At 69.2% G+C, this 16,955-nt stretch carries 15 protein-coding genes and 1 pseudogene; 10 read left to right on the plus strand and 6 right to left on the minus strand.

Annotated features, from left to right (window positions below; all coding sequences use genetic code 11):
- Positions 1–78 precede the first annotated feature (78 nt).
- Positions 79–1,893, minus strand: a complete 1,815-nt coding sequence (locus tag ACFVS6_RS05475; protein ID WP_389700856.1) for a glycoside hydrolase family 15 protein — start codon at positions 1,891–1,893, stop codon at positions 79–81.
- A 282-nt stretch (positions 1,894–2,175) separates the two neighbouring features.
- Here ACFVS6_RS05475 and ACFVS6_RS05480 point away from each other — a divergent pair, with 282 nt between their 5' ends.
- From ACFVS6_RS05480 to ACFVS6_RS05490, 3 genes are all read left to right on the plus strand, one after another.
- Positions 2,176–2,532 (plus strand): putative quinol monooxygenase, encoded by a 357-nt coding sequence (locus tag ACFVS6_RS05480; protein WP_389700858.1) that lies wholly within the window; start codon positions 2,176–2,178, stop codon positions 2,530–2,532.
- A 248-nt stretch (positions 2,533–2,780) separates the two neighbouring features.
- Positions 2,781–3,422 carry a TetR family transcriptional regulator gene (locus ACFVS6_RS05485; protein WP_389700859.1) on the plus strand — a complete coding sequence of 214 codons (642 nt, stop codon included), beginning with the start codon at positions 2,781–2,783 and terminating at the stop codon, positions 3,420–3,422.
- Positions 3,423–3,742: 320 nt separating this feature from the next.
- On the plus strand, positions 3,743–5,278 hold the full coding sequence (locus tag ACFVS6_RS05490; protein ID WP_389700861.1) for an MFS transporter: 1,536 nt from the start codon (positions 3,743–3,745) through the stop codon (positions 5,276–5,278).
- A 114-nt stretch (positions 5,279–5,392) separates the two neighbouring features.
- Here the strand turns inward: ACFVS6_RS05490 and ACFVS6_RS05495 are convergent, their stop codons facing one another.
- On the minus strand, positions 5,393–5,929 hold the full coding sequence (locus tag ACFVS6_RS05495) for a hypothetical protein (RefSeq protein ID WP_389700862.1): 537 nt from the start codon (positions 5,927–5,929) through the stop codon (positions 5,393–5,395).
- 338 nt (positions 5,930–6,267) lie between these two features.
- Here ACFVS6_RS05495 and ACFVS6_RS05500 point away from each other — a divergent pair, with 338 nt between their 5' ends.
- The 3 genes from ACFVS6_RS05500 (at position 6,268) to ACFVS6_RS05510 (ending at position 8,660) form a co-directional block, all read left to right on the plus strand.
- Positions 6,268–6,447, plus strand: coding sequence for a hypothetical protein (locus ACFVS6_RS05500; protein ID WP_389700864.1), 180 nt, complete (start codon positions 6,268–6,270; stop codon positions 6,445–6,447).
- Between the two features lie 240 nt (positions 6,448–6,687).
- On the plus strand, positions 6,688–6,876 hold the full coding sequence (locus ACFVS6_RS05505; protein ID WP_389700866.1) for a hypothetical protein: 189 nt from the start codon (positions 6,688–6,690) through the stop codon (positions 6,874–6,876).
- A gap of 392 nt (positions 6,877–7,268) precedes the next feature.
- Positions 7,269–8,660, plus strand: coding sequence for a multicopper oxidase family protein (locus ACFVS6_RS05510; protein ID WP_389700868.1), 1,392 nt, complete (start codon positions 7,269–7,271; stop codon positions 8,658–8,660).
- Between the two features lie 451 nt (positions 8,661–9,111).
- On the opposite strand, the gene ACFVS6_RS05515 is transcribed toward ACFVS6_RS05510, so the two are convergent.
- Positions 9,112–9,546 (minus strand): hypothetical protein, encoded by a 435-nt coding sequence (locus ACFVS6_RS05515; RefSeq protein ID WP_389700869.1) that lies wholly within the window; start codon positions 9,544–9,546, stop codon positions 9,112–9,114.
- Positions 9,547–10,391: 845 nt separating this feature from the next.
- On the opposite strand from ACFVS6_RS05515, the gene ACFVS6_RS05520 reads away from it, so the two are divergent.
- The 3 genes from ACFVS6_RS05520 to ACFVS6_RS05530 all read left to right on the plus strand — a co-directional run bounded on the left by ACFVS6_RS05520 (position 10,392) and on the right by ACFVS6_RS05530 (position 13,302).
- Positions 10,392–11,060: a TetR family transcriptional regulator gene (locus ACFVS6_RS05520; RefSeq protein ID WP_389700871.1), complete on the plus strand. Its 669-nt coding sequence runs from the start codon at positions 10,392–10,394 to the stop codon at positions 11,058–11,060.
- A 465-nt stretch (positions 11,061–11,525) separates the two neighbouring features.
- On the plus strand, positions 11,526–12,500 hold the full coding sequence (locus ACFVS6_RS05525; RefSeq protein WP_389700873.1) for a cytochrome P450: 975 nt from the start codon (positions 11,526–11,528) through the stop codon (positions 12,498–12,500).
- Positions 12,501–12,534: 34 nt separating this feature from the next.
- Entirely contained in the window at positions 12,535–13,302 is a 768-nt protein-coding gene (locus ACFVS6_RS05530; protein WP_389700874.1) for an enoyl-CoA hydratase/isomerase family protein, read from the plus strand.
- Positions 13,303–13,722: 420 nt separating this feature from the next.
- On the opposite strand, the pseudogene ACFVS6_RS05535 reads toward ACFVS6_RS05530, so the two are convergent.
- Positions 13,723–14,115: pseudogene (locus ACFVS6_RS05535) on the minus strand (zinc ribbon domain-containing protein); the annotation flags it as partial.
- Between the two features lie 340 nt (positions 14,116–14,455).
- Here ACFVS6_RS05535 and ACFVS6_RS05540 point away from each other — a divergent pair.
- A complete protein-coding gene (locus ACFVS6_RS05540; RefSeq protein WP_389700876.1) occupies positions 14,456–14,941 on the plus strand; it encodes a hypothetical protein in 486 nt (161 codons plus the stop codon).
- A 185-nt stretch (positions 14,942–15,126) separates the two neighbouring features.
- On the opposite strand, the gene ACFVS6_RS05545 is transcribed toward ACFVS6_RS05540, so the two are convergent.
- On the minus strand, positions 15,127–15,645 hold the full coding sequence (locus ACFVS6_RS05545) for a hypothetical protein (protein ID WP_389700878.1): 519 nt from the start codon (positions 15,643–15,645) through the stop codon (positions 15,127–15,129).
- A 635-nt stretch (positions 15,646–16,280) separates the two neighbouring features.
- On the minus strand, positions 16,281–16,787 hold the full coding sequence (locus tag ACFVS6_RS05550) for a hypothetical protein (protein ID WP_389700880.1): 507 nt from the start codon (positions 16,785–16,787) through the stop codon (positions 16,281–16,283).
- Positions 16,788–16,955 lie beyond the last annotated feature (168 nt).

A 16,955-nucleotide genomic window follows, 5' to 3' on the forward strand; every position in this document is an offset into this window, starting at 1 on the left:
CCATCAAGGTCGTGGGCCCTGACGACGACCCGGCCACTCTCGTCGATCAGCGCCGACACGTCCGTGCCGGGGCTGACGTCACCCGGTCCGGAGCTCCGCCTGGTGGATGGCCCAGGCGGCGTTGATGAGACCGATGTGGCTGAAGGCTTGAGGGAAGTTGCCGAGGAGTTCGCCGGAAACCGGATCGACCTCTTCGGCGAGGAGCCCCACGTCGTTCATGCAGCCTGCCACGCGTTCGAATACGGTGCGGGCTCCCTCGACGTCACCTGCCAGAGCGAGCGCCTGGGCCAGCCAACATGTGCACAGCAGGAAGTTTCCCTCGCCGCCGGGCAGACCGTCGTCGGCTGTGAGGTAGCGGTAGACCATCCCGTCCGGCCCGGTCAGGCGGGCTTCGACCGCCTCGATGGTGGCCCGCATCCGGGGTGTGTCGGCAGCCTCGAACCCCACGATCGCGATCATGAGGGCCGACGCGTCGAGGATGTCGGAGCCGAACGCCTGCGTGTACGCGCCCGCCGACGGGCTCCACCCGTCCTGTTCGATGGCCGCGCGTATCTCGTCCCTGGCCCGGCGCCAGACGGGGACCCGTTCCTGTGCGCCCAACTCGTCGACGAGGTCCAAGGCCCGGTCGACGGCCACCCAGCACATGAGCTTGGAGTACAGGAAGTGCTGCGGTTCGCTGCGCACCTCCCAAATGCCCTGGTCCTTCTCGCGCCAGCGGACCGCGGCCGTGTCGGCCAGCCCGGCGAGGAAGGCCCTGGTGCTGTCGTCGGCGTCGTGCAGGTGGTGGCGCAACTTGTGGAAGGCGGCGAGCAGTTCGCCGTAGACGTCGAGTTGGCGCTGGGCCCAGGCGCCGTTGCCGATCCGGACGGGACGGCTGTCCCGCCAGCCGGGCAGGTGGGGCAGTTCTCGTTCGCTCAGGTCACGTTCGCCGCGGATGCCGAACATGATCTGGAGATCGGGGCGGTGCTCCGGGTCCCCGGCCGCAGCCCGTGCCAGCCAACGGAAGAACTCCTCCGCCTCGTAGGGGCACGCCGCGACCCACAGGGCGTCCAGGGTGAACGAGGCGTCGCGGACCCAGGCGTACCGGTAGTCCCAGTTGCGGACGCCACCTGTCTCCTCGGGCAGGGAGGTGGTCGGAGCGGCCACGATGGCACCGGTCGGCTGGAAGCTGAGGGATTGCAGGACGCGGCCGCTGTGGTGGACCAGTTCCGCCCACGGTCCCTCGTACGTCTGGTGCTGCCCCGACCAGGCGCGCCACGCGTCGACGGTGTCCTGCAAGTGGGTGAGGATCTCGTCCTGGGACCACATGGTGGGTTGGCCGTCGGCAGGTACGTGCTGGAAGGCGAAGCCCGCGTACTGGCCTTCGCGCAGTTCCGAGGAGCACCGGGCCGCGTCCGTCGTCTCAAGGGGGTACGGCGAGCACAGGGTGAGGGTGTCGGGCCCGCCGAGGCAGTGCAGCCCCCCTTCGACCGGCACCAATCGGGGGCTGTTCAGACCGTACTCGGGTCGCGGGGCGAATTCCGTCTCGAAGGCGACGCGGCCTTCGGTGCAACGCACGACCCTGACGAGGAGATGGGGCGCGTGCAGGCCGAGGTCGTGTCCCGATTCGCTGCGCCCGGTGGCAAGGGCGTCCGTGACGGTGAGCGTGCCCGTGGGAGTGCTGAACGTCGTCTCAAGAACCATCGTCCGTTCCAGGTAGCGCCGGCTCTGGTGCGAGGGGCCGGTCGCCCGGATCAGCCAATGGCCGGCCCGGGGGCCGAGGATCCGGCCCAGGACGGACGGGGAGTCGAAGTCCGGCATGCACAGCCAGTCGACCGACCCGTGACGGCTGACGAGTGCCCCGGTGTGACAGTCGGAGAGCAGGGCGTAGTCCGCGATGGGCCGGTCGTTCATCTCGGGCACCTCCGCAGTCGCGGGAGTCGCAGCGCCTCGGGACGGGGACCGGCCCTTGCGGCGGTGCGGCAGTACGCCTGCGTCGAATTTTCCTACCGCCGGAGGACGGGCGCACGTCCTGAGACTCAAACCAAACAGTTCGGTTTGACTGCGGGAATGCTCCCGCGTACGGTCAACACCGAACGGTTTGGTTTGGTGCCGACCGGACCGGACCGGACCGGACCGGACCGAACCGGATCGGAGCGCGAACGCGGCAAGCGCGAACACAGCAAGGAGAAGTCGATGAGCGACACCGTCGTGTACGCCCTGTTCCACTACCGGGTGAAGCCGGGCATGGAGGGCCGCTTCCAGGACTACCTGGCCAAGGTCCTCCCGGTCACCGAGGCCCAGGAGCCGTACGTCCTCGGCTACGAGATCTTCCGGGCACCCGACGGCTCGTACTTCCAGCACGAGCACTACGAGAACGAGGAAGCCGTCCGGAAGCACATGGAACTCACCGCCGACGGCCAGAAGGACTGGGCCGAGGCCACCGAGATGATCCAGCTGACGATGGTCGGCAACCTCACCCAGAGGTTCCGCGACACGTTCCTCGGCGGTGGGGGCACCGATTTCAAGGCCTTCCGCCGGGTCGGCCGCTGATGTTGCCGGCGCTGACATCGCTGCCCGCCGATCGTTGGCTGCTGATACCCGGGCTGCCGCCCGGCGCCACGAACCCGTCGCGGATCCGGCCCGGCCCGCCGTGGATCCGAACCGCCACGGATCCGAACCGAACAGGGTGTACTCGTCGGGTTCGTGGTGGACCCGCTCTCCGCATCGCCCGGCCCTCGGGGAGAAGACCTGACCACACGCATGGCAAACCGAACGGTTCGGTCGCCTATCGTGTCCCCATGCCTCGCTCCGCCGCTTCCCGTAAGACCTCGAACACGGCCACCGCCACCGTCACCGGCACCGCCGACACCCGACAGCGGATCCTCGCCGCGGCGAAGGACGAGTTCGCCCGTTACGGCATCGCCGGCGCCCGAGTGGACCGCCTCGCCAAGCAGGCACGGACCAGCAAGGAACGGGTCTACGCCTACTTCAGCAGCAAAGAGGCCCTCTACCGCCACATCGCCGAGCACGAAACGGCCGTGCTCGTCGAGGCCACCCGCATGGACCCGGCGGACCTGCCCGGCTACGCCGGCATCCTCTTCGACCACTTCACGGCCCACCCGGACCACTACCGACTCATCACCTGGGGCCGCCTCGAACTCGCCGCCGACGACGCAGCCGAGAGCGAGACGGTCTCCCCCCTGCCGGCCACCATCACCGGCAAGGTCGAACAGCTCCGCGACGCCCAGCGGGCCGGCCTGATCGATCCCGTCTGGGATCCGGTCGACGTGCTCGGCCTGATCAACCAGATGGCCACCACCTGGGCCGGCCAGCCGGAGATCGGCGCCGCCGCGGCCGAGTTGGCCGCGGACACCTCCGTCGAGGCCCGCCGCGCGGCCCTGGTCACCGCCGTCGAGCGCCTGTTCCCCCGCCCACGCTGAAGCCGACGGCGGCCGGCGACCGCTGAAACCGACCGCGGCCGGCGACGACGGGTGGCGACCGCGGCGCGACGGACCGGGCCCCGCGCCCGCCGCGCCGCACCGGCGAGCACCGGCGGCCACCGGCGGAGCCCGTCAGGGACGGTGGGCCTGTCATCCCAATGGGGCGATGTGCGGCACGGTGGATCAGGCAAGACTCTTGCCAAGCCCCACTTCGCCCCGGAGGTTCCATGCCGAAAAGCGGCGCGCCTGACACCGACGTTCCGTCCGAGGCCCCGGCGCGGGCGACGCTCGTTCTGGCGTCACTGATCACCGTTGCCGCTGTGGCCAACCTGAACCTGTCGGTGGCCAACGTCGCGCTGCCCGCGATCGGGAAGGCCTTCGACTCCTCCCAGACCTCGCTGAACCTCATCGCCGTGGGCTACTCCCTCGGCCTCGCCGCGTCGGTGCTCTATCTGGGTGCCGTCGGTGACCGCCACGGGCGCAAACTGCTCCTGCTCCTCGGCACCGCCATGTCCGTCCCCGCCTGCCTGCTCGCCGCGTTCGCGTCGAACGACGGCGTCCTCGTCGCGGCCCGGATCCTCGGCGGGCTCTCGGCGGGCATGGCCTACCCGACCACCCTGGCGTTGATCACCGCCCTGTGGGCGGGGCCGGGGCGGACGAAGGCGATCGCGCTGTGGTCGGCCCTGGGCGGCGGCATCTCCATGCTCGGTCCGGTGATCGCGGGCGCGCTGCTCGAACGCTTCTACTGGGGCTCGGTGTTCCTGGTCACCCTGCCCCTGGCCGTGGTGGCGCTGGTCATGGCCCTGCTGTTCGTTCCCGCGCACGCCAACGAGTCCACCGAACCGGTGGACAACCTCGGTGGCATCCTGTCCGTCCTCCTGATCGCGGGACTGGTACTGGCGATCAACTTCGCCGCCGTCCCGCACCAGGGGCCACTGGTCGTCGGCCTGGTCGTGATCGCCCTGGCCGCCGGAGCGGCGTTCTTCCTGCGCCAGCGCCGGGCCCCCAACCCGCTGTACGACCTCCGCATCGCCGGCCGGCGCACGTTCTGGGTCGCAGCCTGCGCGGGAATCATCGTGTACGGCTCGATGATGGGCTCGGCGTTCATCAGCCAGCAGTACTTGCAGAACGTGCTCGAATACAACCCCGTCGAGGCCGGCGCGGCCATCCTCCCCCTCGTCGTGATGATCGTCCTCGTGGCACCGCAGTCCGCGAAGCTCGTCGAGACGCGCGGCGCCCGCACGACCCTGCTGATCGGCTACACGTTCCTCTTCCTCGCCTTCGGCTGGATGCTGCTGTTCTGGGACGAGCACAGCAGCTACTGGCAGATCGGCTTCTCCTACGTGCTCCTCGGCATCGGCGCCGGTCTCGCCGGAACGCCCGCATCCCACTCGCTGACGGGATCGGTGCCCGTGCTCCGGGCCGGCATGGCCTCGGGTACCGCCGACCTGCAACGGGACCTCGGCGGGGCCATCATGCAGTCGATCATGGGCGTGCTCCTCACCGCGGGCTACGCCTCTGCCTTCAGGTCGGCGATCGCCGCTTCCTCCGAGAGCAAGGACGTGTCGGACCAGGTCCAGAGCGAGCTGACGAAGTCGTTCTCCTCCGCCGCTCAGGTCGCCCAGCAGCACCCCCAATACGCCGACCAGATCGTCGCGGCAGCACGCCAGTCGTTCCTCCACGGCGACGACTGGGCGTACGCCATCGGCCTGGCCGCGATCGCCCTGGGCGCGTTGCTGATCTTCTTCATGTTCCCGCACCGGGACGCCGAGCAGGAGCTGCTACGGCGCTACTACGCCGAGGACTCCGCCTCCGCCCCGAAGGCGGAGCCGAGCGGACCGGGGTCGCGCAGCTGACCGTGCACCCGCCGGACGAGCGTGGCCGGCGCCGGATGCGCCACGAGGAGGTCTCCATCGGGGTAGCGCGACGCCCCTCGGACGCCGGAGGAACCACCGTGCCCTGGAACGGTTCTACGCGCCGAGGACGCTGTCGGCCGCGGAGACCCGGGCACCGCGCAACCGGCTGCGCTTGACGAGGAGGACGGCGGTGCGCGTGAGGACCATGGCCAGGGCCATGAACACGAAGGCGTTCGAGTAGACGTCCTGTCCGCTCAACTTGTTCTCGATGCTGAACACGATGACGTCCTGTGCGAACCAGTGCTCGGAACCGTAGGCGAACAGCACGCGGGAGGCGGACATCAGGGTCCACACGATCGCATAGGCGATGCCGCCCCTGGTGTAGACGTGACCGTCGGAGCTCCTGTGCGCGGGCAGGAGGGTCGCGGCGATCAGGCCGCAGAGGACTCCCGCACCGATACCGGCCAGTTGGAGCCAGGGATCGTTTCCGCCCAGGGGCAGCGTACGGACGAAGAGCGCGATCACGACCGCGATGGCGATGATCGAGCGCAGCAGCCGCATGTTGGTGATCTGACGGGTGCCCAGGTCGGTGGACAGGATGATGATCAGAATCACCCCGCTGGCTGTCAGGGCGGTGAGGAACGGGCTCATGGGACCCCTCGTTTCGATGAGATACGGGGGCGCTCCGCGGTTCGTCGGCCCCTCCCGATCCCACGCTAGGCAGCGGGAGGGGCGGACCTGGACAACCGACCGACGGACCGGCTGTCCACCGACAGGTGGACACGCGCGATCGGCGGAAGCCGGGCGTGACGCCCCGACGCCGAGATCGGCCAGGTCCCCGCGATCGTCGGGACGGCCCTCCGAGCGCCGGAACGAGGCGGGCGGGTCGCGCGTGGTCCTCCGCGTCATCCGGTCGCATGACGTCGGCCGGTCGCGGACGTGCAGATGATGGTCGTATTTTCCACTCGTCCCCGTTGGGAGGACATCTCATGGACAACGACCTTCCCGTCACCGGTGCCCCGTCGCCCGGGCGGCCCCTCACCCTCGAACGGTTGGATGTACAGGCGTCCGAACAGGACGCCTGGGCGAAGACCTTCTGCGTCTTCTGCATGGGAACCTGCATGCAGGTGAAGACGGACGTCCCGCCGCGCCGCAAGAGCCGCCCCTAGGGTGTCGCCGAAGCCTCGCCCGGCCCGCCCGGGCCTGCCCCGGCCCGCCTCGACGACAGCCTCGGCCGCCCCGGCGACGACACCCCCACGGCCCGTCCCGTCGCCGGGGCGGCGGACCGGCCACGGCCTCGGCCACCGCCCCGCACGTCATCCGCCGAACCGTCCGAAGGCACGACACCGGGTGGGGAGGCCGGGTGGTGTTCTTGAGGGTGTGCGACCCGCACCCTCATAGGAGGAATCATGAGCACCGTCATCAGCGGAACGTCCACCCGCCCCGGAACGGGCGCCGAAGAGCTCACCCTGACCCAACTCCCCGAGTGGCAGATGATGGCCGAGGCCGTCCTGCGCAAGGACGCCTGCGGCTCCCTGTGCATCCACGCCTGCTTCACGAGCGCCCGGTCCGTACCGCCTCGGCACCACCGGGCATAGCCGTCGACATCCATGCCCGGGCCGTCAAGGCCCGGGCGCTGTCGCGCTGTCGCGCGGACGGGAAGGAGCGGTCCGGAAGGGACAGGAGGGGGCTGGTCGGGCGAACTCCTCGTGGTCACGCACCCGTGTTCCACGCCTCGCCGTCACGAGGTGATATCCGAAGCTGGAACACAGGACAAGTCCACAAGGAGAAACCGTAAATGCGGCCCCGACCAAAGGCGCTTTGGGCGACCCTATTTCTGCTCGCTGTCTTCTTCACCACCGCTCAAGCACCCCTTGCCGACGCGGCACTTGTCGCCGCCGCCACGCCGGCGGATCCGAAGCCTCCCTCCGCATCGGGACCCCGTCTGCAGGATCCCCCCGAGTTCGTCAGCCACAACGGACGCCTCCGGGTGTCCATCACGGTGGAGCGCAAGCGCGTGCAGGTCGGCAATCAGATGTTGTACGCGTTCACGTACAACGGCCGCTACATGCCTCCCACGCTCCGGGCCCGGCCCGGTGACGTCATCGAACTGCGGATGACGAACCGCGTGGACCAGGACACCAACATCCACCTGCACGGACTTCACGTGTCGCCCCGTCCCCCGGCCGATGACATCTTCATCGCCATCGGGTACGGACAGACGCGCGACTACAGGTACGAGCTGCCGAAGAGCATCCTGCCGGGTACGTACTGGTACCACTCGCACGCCCACTTCTACTCGGCCGCTCAAGTGGCGGGTGGGGAATCCGGTGTGCTCATCATCGACGACCTCCGGCAGTACCTGCCGCGCGACCTGAAGGACATCACCGAGCACACCATCGGACTGAAGGACGATCAGGTCGACGGAGACTCGATCAAGACCTCGCCGCTCAGCATCGGTGCTGCCACCAACCGCACGGTCAACGGCCAGCAGAACCCGGTCATCCACATGCGTCCGGGGGAGACTCAGCTGTGGCGCCTGGCCAACATCGGCGCCAACATCTACTACAAGCTCCACCTCCCCGGCTCCAGGTTCCACGTGATCGGCCAGGACGGGCACCCGGTGCACCGGGTGTACTCCGCGGACAGTCTGGTCATCGCCGCCGGTGCCCGCTTCGACGTCCTGGTTCAGGCCGGACAGGAGCCGGGTGTCGCCCAGCTGGAGACGCTGCCGTACAACACCGGTTCGGCCGGCAACCAGTTCCCGCAGGCCGACCTCGCCACGGTGGTCACCGATGGAAAGCCGATGAGGCCGGCGTCCATCCCCACCAAGTTCGGTCCGGTGAAGGACCTGACCCACGCCGAGATCGCCGCCCGTAAGACCGTCGTCTACACGGAGAACTCGGCAGGGACCGAGTTCTACATCAACGGCAAGACGTACGATCCCGACCGGATCGACTTCACGTCGGTGCTGAACACGGTCGAGGAGTGGACCGTCGTGAACGCCAGCGACGAGCAGCACTCCTTCCACGTCCACACGAACCAGTTCCAGCTCATGAGCGTCAACGGGACGCCCGTCAGCCCGTCGCGCGGCTGGTACGACACGGTCACGGTGCCCGCGCGGGGATCGGTCATCGTCCGCACCCAGTTCCTCGACTTCACCGGGAAGACGGTCCTGCACTGCCACATCCTGAACCACGAAAACATGGGCATGATGGCCGTGCTGGACATCGTCCGCAAGGGCGTGCCGAGTCAGGACTCGTCGGGCCCCGTCCCCGCGGGCAAGCCGTCCTCGGGTCACCAGCCTTCGGGCCACCAGCCCTCGGGTCACCAGCCCTCGGGCCACAGCCCATCCGGGCACGGCAAGGGCCACAACGGATGAGCGGGGATGAGGAGAAGTAGAACCCGGCTGTGAGGAAGCCCCCTGCCGCGGGTGTCGCGGCGGGGGGCTTCCCCGCGCTCAGGGCGAGCGGCGGACGGCGGGCGGGCTCATCCGCCGCACTGACAGGGGGCGCCGGACTGGCACCCGCAGCCGCAGCCGGATCCGCACCCACAGGCAGCGAGGAGAGGCAGCCTCAGGTGCTCCCGCTTCGTGGGCTCCTCCTGCTCCGGTGTGATGGGCACGGGGGAATCGGACATGGATACCTCCTCGGTGGGCGGCGTACGGATCCCGTACGACGGACCGCCCTCGCCCCGTACATTCCCCGTGAGGCAGATCCTTCAACTCCGCCCGCGCACAACCGACTTCGCCCGTGAACCGCTGAGCACGGCGGATCCGGCCGAAGTGACCGGCCCGAGTCGGCCCGAGTCGGGCCGGCTCCGGTGCGGCACCCTCAGCCGCGAGGCCCCAGACGCTCGCTCTGCCGGGCTGCCTTGGCCAGGTCGGTGGTGCAGTGCAGGGTGACCGTCACCTCGTGCGCGGCGGTCGGGTCCCAGTTGGTGGCGCTTCCGGGACGGGTCCCCTTCGCGTAGCTCCCGGTCGGCAGGCGCTCCCAGTCCGCCTCCCCGATCGTGACTCCCACGCCGCCCGGCTCACTGACCTGCACACCCCTGGGAACGAGTCGCCCGGGTGAGTGGTCGCCGCTCTCCAGGTACGCGCCCTGGGGGCAGGTCAGTGCCGGGATGGTGATGGAGTCCGACGGCTTCACCACCTCACTGAAGGTCGACTGCTGGGTGGGCGCCGCCGAGACGGCGGCAACGGCGAAAAGTGGACTGACAGCGGAGCACCCGAGAGCACACCAGAGCCACTTCCTGTGCAGTGCACACATGGCTTCTCCTCCTGGCCGGCAGCGGGACGGGGCCTCTCCTCTCCCGCACCCCACCTGCCAGTCTGGTCCGTGACACGACCGAGCGCCTGCCGGACGGCATCGACCTGCGTCGACCTGCGTCGGCTGCGTCGGTTGCATCGACCTGCGAAATCACCACTGGGCGGCTGCCCGGGGCGGAGCGGTGCCGGTGTCGACGCGAGGTGCCCTGCCCGCCCGCCTCCCTCGCTCGCTCGCTCGCTCCCTCTCGCTTCCAACAGACCATCTGGACTGTTGGAAGACCGCACGGTCTGTTCGGTTCACACCGCCTCCCGAGGGCGAGGGCATTCTGCCCAGAGGCTCCGGAGCAAGCCATATCTCTGCTTGCGCCTGTCCTGAACTGCTCCATGCGCGGTCCCGGGGAGTCCGGGGTGCATAGAATCCTCCCCACCGCTTACGGGATCGGTGTCCTGTCCGCGTAGTCATTCTGCAGGTTTGCAGGCGACCGATCGGTCTGCTCCGACGGCCCTCCGGTCCGGAATGCCCGCGTCTCAGGCGGCAACCGGAACCGACTCCGGAAGCAGGCAGGAGGTGCCCGTCGCCACTCACGCGACGGGAAGGGCGGGTTACGGGAGCGCACGGCGCGGCTCGGCCCCGACCCGACCCGGCGCGGCCGCCCGTCGTCGCGGGGGAGTGTGCGGGAGAGCGCCATGGACCGGCGTCCCTTCGCAGTCCGCGGGGAGCTCAGGGTTTGTGACAGGGCGGCCCCGGCCGCCGTGCGTTCGTGAATGCGAGGGCGGGATCTCGTGGCTGGGAATTCACCGGAGGCTGATTCGAGCCCCCAGGAGGGCGACGAAAGGGTGCATGAGGTGTCCGAAGTGCCTCGGCGGTCCAGGCCGAAATCGGACCGCGCCAAATGGACGTACGGGAAGATCCTTGACGCGGCCGGCCGACAATTCGTGCAGAAAGGATTCGGCGGAGCGACGATCAACGGGATCATCGAAGATGCGAAGGTTACCAAGGGGGCCTTCTACTTCCATTTCCCCTCCAAGGAGACCCTCGCGGCGGCGATCCTCGAATCCGCCTTCGAAGTCGACGGCCTCGTCCCTCGGGACATGAAGCTCCAAGAGTTGGTTGACACCGGAATGATTCTTGGGCACAGGATCTCTCGCGACACGAAAACCATGGCCGCATTGCGCCTGTCCCTGACCCATGAAGCGCGGGACGCATACGGAACGCCCTGGCCCGAATGGATCAGGCTCACCACCGACCAGCTGAACCAAGCCCGCCGTCATGGCGAGATCGGCTCCGATGTGAACGCGGTGGAGCAGGCCCACCAGATTTCCGGCGCCTGGGCAGGCCTCGTTCTGACGGGCCACTCGATTCACGGGAACCTGGAAGGCCTTGAGGGGCGAATCGCAACGATGTACGAGAATCTCATGACCGTCATCGCGCATCCGCGCATTCTCCTGAAGATCGATTTTTCACCCACGAGAGGCCGGGATCTCCATCAGGAATTGCTCGGTCGACAGTGCTGAGGGTCGATTGAAGTATATTCAAGAACCTTGGTGTTTTGTACCATCTGTTCACATAAGCGGCAATCCTTCGACTCCGCGCGTCTCACGGTGGCGCATGTTGGTGTGGGGAAACTCTCCTCTTGCGTAGACGTTCAATGGTGAGGGTATGCAGCGCTGGCCATCGCTGTTTTGATCTTGCGAGAAAGAGATACCTTGAAGACTTTCATGGCCCCTGTCGGAGTCGACCGGCGGGCATTGGCGGCGGTATTTTCCAAGCTGCGAACCGAGGCAGGCCAATCGGATCCGTTGCCGGCCTATCGGCAGCTCGCCGAAATGGGTGAGGTCATCCCCGCACCGTGGGGTGGATACGTCGTCACGTCATACGCTCTCTGCGACCAGATTCTGCGGGACAAGGCCTGGCACGTTCCCGATGCGGATTGGCGGAGAAGGTATTCGAACCGATCGGATTCGCCTTCATCGCAACAGATGGCCGCGTCGCTGCCGATGCTCAACCAACCCCAACACACGAAGCAGCGCCGATCTCTCGGCAGCCTGTTCCCGCACAGCTCACTGACAGGTCTTCGTCCGTCCGCGGAGCGGGCCGTCGACCGGCTGCTCAACGACTTCACCGATCAACTCCGCCACGGGCCGGCGGACTTCCACACCCTCGTCAGCGAAGAACTGCCCATCATCACCATCGGCCAGTGGATGGGAATACCCGCCGCCGACTACGCACTCCTGCGCGACCTCACGCATGATCAAGTTTTCGCGCAGGAGCTCTTCCCCACGCCGAGCCAGTTGGCTCTCTCCGATGCGGCCACGGCACAACTGCGGACCTATTTCGACGAGTTGATACGTGAGCGCCGAATACGCCCGGGGGACGACCCGGTTTCGGCGTGGCTCCGGACCTGGGATGCGCTCGAACCCGACAGGCAGCGCGCAGACGAAGCCGTCCACGGCCTCGCGCTCTTCATGATCCTCGCGGCGCTGGAGACGACCTCGCACATCCTGTCCACCGCGGTGCGCCTCCTCCTCGAAAACCCCGCGCAACTGGAATCCCTGCGCCGCGACCCCGCGCTCATCCCGGACGCCGTCGACGAGGTGCTGCGCTACGACGCCCCCATCCACATGATCAGCCGTGTGGCCCCGACGGATATCCAGCTCGGGGAAACCCTCGTGCCGGCCGGCCAGATGGTGCAGCTCATGGTGGGAGCCGCCCACCACGACCCCGCTCGCTACCCCGAACCCCATCGCTTCGAGCTTCATCGTGGAGCGACCCACCTGGCCTTCGGAGCGGGGATCCACTACTGCGCGGGCAACGCCCTGGCCCGGCTGGAAGCGGTCACCCTGCTCACCTCGCTCCTCGGCCGCCCCGTACGGCCGCGCCTGAGCGGGCCCCCGCAGTGGGCTCCGCGGGTCGCCTTCCGACGGATCACGTCCCTTCACCTCACCCTCCCCTGACCATCAACCACCTGAGAAACGAGACGACGCCCGCATGCTCCATGACTTCAAGACCCTCCGGGTGACCGACACCAACAAGGGAGCCATCGTCGAGGTGCAGCTCGATCGACCGGAGACGGGCAACAGCGTCGACGGCCAGATGCTCACCGAACTGCTGGCACTCCTGCGCCACTTGGAGGACGACACCGACGTACGCGTGCTGGTGCTGTCCGGCGCGGGAGATCACTTCTGCCAGGGCGGCGACCGTTCGGAGTTCCCCGAACTGATGCAGAGGGACCCGTCGGGCTCCGAGCTGACGTCCCTCGGCTACAAGGCCCAGCGCGTCTGCTCGACACTCGCGCAAATGAAGCTGGTGACCATCGCCCGTCTGCACGGCGACGTCATAGGCGCCGGACTCGGACTCGCGATCTTCTGCGATCTGCGCATCGGAGCGGACACCGCCCGATTCCGGATGCCGGAGGTCGGCCTCGGAGTCCCGCCTGCATGGGGCGGCGTCCTGCCCCGGCTCCTGGAAGAGGGGGGACAGGGCCCGGTTCGCCGGTTCCTGCTCACCGCCGACGCGTTCGACGCCGACACGGCGGAGCGAATGTCCATCCTGGACAAGGTGGTGCCCGCAGACGAACTCGACGCGGCCGTCACCCACTGGGCAAAGAAGATCGCCCGTCGTGACCCCACGGCCATGCGGATCACCAAAACCATGTTGAACGCACGCGCAGGTGCCTCCCAGCTGGCCGTCGGTTCGTACTTCGACGAGGAACTGCTGACGGCTTCGATCGCCCGGCGGTCGCTGCCCAGGGCGTAATCGCCGGAAGGCGCAACGCCGGCCCACGACCGACTGATCCTCCGGCCCGGGGGTCAGTCCCGGCGAAGCGACCACGGCGGCTCTCCGCGCCTCCGAGCCGACCGCCCACACCATCGGTGCCGCGGCGCCCGTCGAGGGCGGCACCGATCCGGGCCACCGACCTACCTGACCGCCCGTCACCCTGGAGTCCGATGACTGCTTGACGTCCTCCCCGCCCCGGGCGGGGAGCCCCGCCCAGCCGTCGATGAGGACCGACTGGGGCTTCGGGCGGGTTCCCGTTTCATCGGGCCGTGCCTGGTGCGGGATTGCCGCACCAGGGATTGCCACGCCAGGGAATGCCGCACCAGGGCTCACCGGTCCGCCACGGGCGTTCAGCCTCTCCGCCCGTCCGGCGGCGGAGAGGTTCACACGAGCTGCGCCGAGGTCACGGTCACGCGTCATGCCGCACCCACCGCAGGTCCACGCGCGAACGTGCAGCGGCCGGCCGTCCCCGATCCAGCAGGCGTGGCAGGTCTGCGAGGACGGCGGCCGCCGCGGCACAGGAGCGACGCACCGACCGGCACGGACGGCCTTCTCCTCCGGCGCGCGGCGGACCATGCCCCACCCGGCGTCGTACACGGACTTCGCCCTGCGCGTGCGGGCGAGAGGCCCAGGCCGACACCCCGTCGCGATCCGTGACCCGGCCACCCCGTATGCCGCCTTCCGGGCGACGGGCGCATCGTCGTGGACCACCCGCGCACAACCGAACGTACGCGTCGGCGCGCTGCGCTGACCCACCGTCGGCTCGATGCGAGGGGAATTCCACAGATGCATGTCGTCAAGCTATCGGCCACCACTGACAACGCCGCCCCACCCCGGTGACGAACCGGCTCGCCCGGGCTGCCCCGGGGCAGCAGTGTTGCGGGCAGGACGCGCCGGCCGATACCGCGGGACCGGCTCCGCCGCGTCCACGGCGCCGCCTCTGGATCGACGCGCGGGGCGGGCAGGATGACGAAGGCGCCATGAGAACTGCCGAACCAGGACCACGGGATCACGGGATCGCGGGACCAGGGGACCGCGCCCGGTGGCAGCCGGGCTCTCTCCCCCGTCCGGGGGAGAAGGTCGGTACCAGCGGGGGAAGTGCCCCGGCCGCCGCTCATCGGAGGATGAGCCCATGCCCCGATCGGACAAGAAGCACCTGGCCGCAGCCCTCACCGCCTGCCTCGGCGCCCTCGCCTACACCGTCAGCAAGGTGGACCTGGCGAGGGAGGGCGAGCTCGGCATGCCGGGCTTCCCCGCGCCGCCCGAGGCCTACGCCGCCGTCGCCGACGTCGGGACCGCCCAACTGGCCAACGCGGCACTCGGTCTGCTGATGGCCGTCGTCGCACTGCTCCTCGTGCGCCCGCCGCGGACCCCGCTCGTCCGATGGCCGGCGCTCGTCGTCTCCTGGGCGGGCATCGCGATGGTGGGGGCGGGCGTCCTCGGCTTCGGCGCTCGTGCGGCGGGCCTGGCACCGAGCCTGGGCGCCGCCCCTCCCCGCATGCTCACCGCGCTCGCGGCACTGCTCGTGGGAGCGGTGTGGGTGACCGCCTGGACCATCGCCACGCTCTCAGCCACGCGCATCAACCGCGAACGGCGCGCCGCCGGCGCCAACCGGTGAAGTCCGGGGTCGCCGTACCGTCCGGGGGCCGCACGCCGTTCCGGAACGGGGCCACGCCGAGTCCGGACGGCGGGGCCGCCGTGGCGCGTGTCTCGAATGGGCTGGTCGCGACAGAACGGGGCCGGTCCGTCTCGGCGACCGTGACGGACTCTCGGGACGTGCCGGCCGCAGTTCCGGGACGAGGTTCAGCGGACGGTTCCCGTCAGGGTGTCCGCACCCCAAGCGGCCAGGCGGCTCGTGATCGGGCCGCTGCCATCGAGGACATGTCGTGAGAACGCGTCGCGCTCGTGGGCCAGGATGGCGGCCTCCCAAACACAGGGGGCGAGGCCGGTGCGGCCCGGGCGGAGCTGGTCGGGGCGCCCGGCCGGCCCGATGAAGACGGCCAGGTCGGACATGTGTCCCTCGATCCAACTGTGGACCAGGACGTAGTCACCGTCGGCGCCGGCGTGCACGATCAGGACGGAGAGCCCGAGCGACCCCCGAGTACGGCCCAGACCCAGGTGTGCGTCGGCGATCCGCAGAACGGCGGCGAGGTCCTCCTCCGTCACCGTGCGGCCCGGCGCGTGAAGGGAGTAGGTCTTCACCAGATGGCCGCCAACCTCGCGCGTGCCCGTACTCCGTGCGATGCGCTCGTGGTGCCCCTCGCTCAAGGCGAGCAGCGCTTTCGTGTCGACCGCCGCCGGCAGTTCCTCTCGATTGCTCATTCGCACATCATCCGGTGCGTACGTCCGGTACCCCGGGCTGATTCGGGAATTGCCGACGGAGGCTGCCCGGGGGCGCGGGACGGCGCCCCCCTTCCCACTTCCTCCTTCCTGGGCGGGGCCGGGGCCGGGGGCCGGGGCCGTGGTGGGGGCGGGCCGCGGCCTGGTCCGGAATTGGATGGCGTGCGCGGGAACAACAGTCGGTCGTTGACCGTTCAATCTGTGTGGGTGCGGGAAGGGACGATGTCCCCGGGCCCAACCAACAGCCTGCTGGGAAGATCGTTCGGCTGAAGCCCAGCAGCGCCCTCCGCCGTGAGGCGACCGCCCTTCCCGCATCCCGCCTTGATCGCCCAGGCCGGCCTCCCCCCGGCCCGTCTGGGCCGCCTCGGCCAGACCCCACCCCCCCGGGGTCTGGCCGGGGCCCTTTACGTGCGCGACCTCCGTCGGAGAGGCTGCCCGCGGGTTGCGACGGTCCGTCGGACCTTTGCGCGCCGCAGGCGCCCGTGGCGACAGCCGGACACGGAGGGAACCGCGGGCGGGATCCGTACCGAGGTCGAAGACGACGGACCGGGGCGGGAACGAGCGAGCACCAAGCCGGGACGCGGGGCGGCGTGATCGAGAGAATCAACGCGCCAGGGTCAGCTGCTGAGCAGTGAGGCGTGGATGCGGGCGATGGCCCGCAACACCTCGTCGCGGTTCTTCGCCTGTTGCATCCACGCGGGCAGGCGGGCCACCACGGTCATCTTCCGGCCGTGGTCGTGCCAGGGGATCCCTTCGCGCAGCGGCGCCCGCACGAATCGTCGGATCAGGTCCAGATGCTCCGGGTTGTATGCCCATACCCACCCGTGCCGGGTTTCGGCCTGTAGCCACAGACGGACGTTGAAGAACGGATCAGTGGCCGGCTCGCACCGGTCACGGTGCAGGGCGACAGGCCCGCGGTTCCATTCCTTCGCCGTTCCACAGCTCCGGCAGACGAGACGCCTGGGCGCGAAGAGATCCGGATCGTGCACTTCGCCCGCCTCCGGCCCCGTCGCAACGTGCGCGACCTGGTCACAGCCGGGGCAGCGCACGAGAACGGACGCGAGGAAGTCGTACCTCGTGCTGCGCGGGTCCCGGAACCGACGGTGTGCGGACAGCGAACTCATCGGACCAGTATGCGAGCCGACCTCGGAAGGCTTCGCCGGGGTGGAGGAACAACTCAGCATCCAGCGCGGTTCCGACGACGGCGCGGGCCGCGTCCACATCGCCCTCCCCGGCGAAGAACGGATCCGCGTCCATGTCGTGGGTCCGGACCGGGAAGCCCTGGGGCCAGG

Source organism: Streptomyces sp. NPDC057939, assembly GCF_042887545.1.
GTDB lineage: Bacteria > Actinomycetota > Actinomycetes > Streptomycetales > Streptomycetaceae > Streptomyces.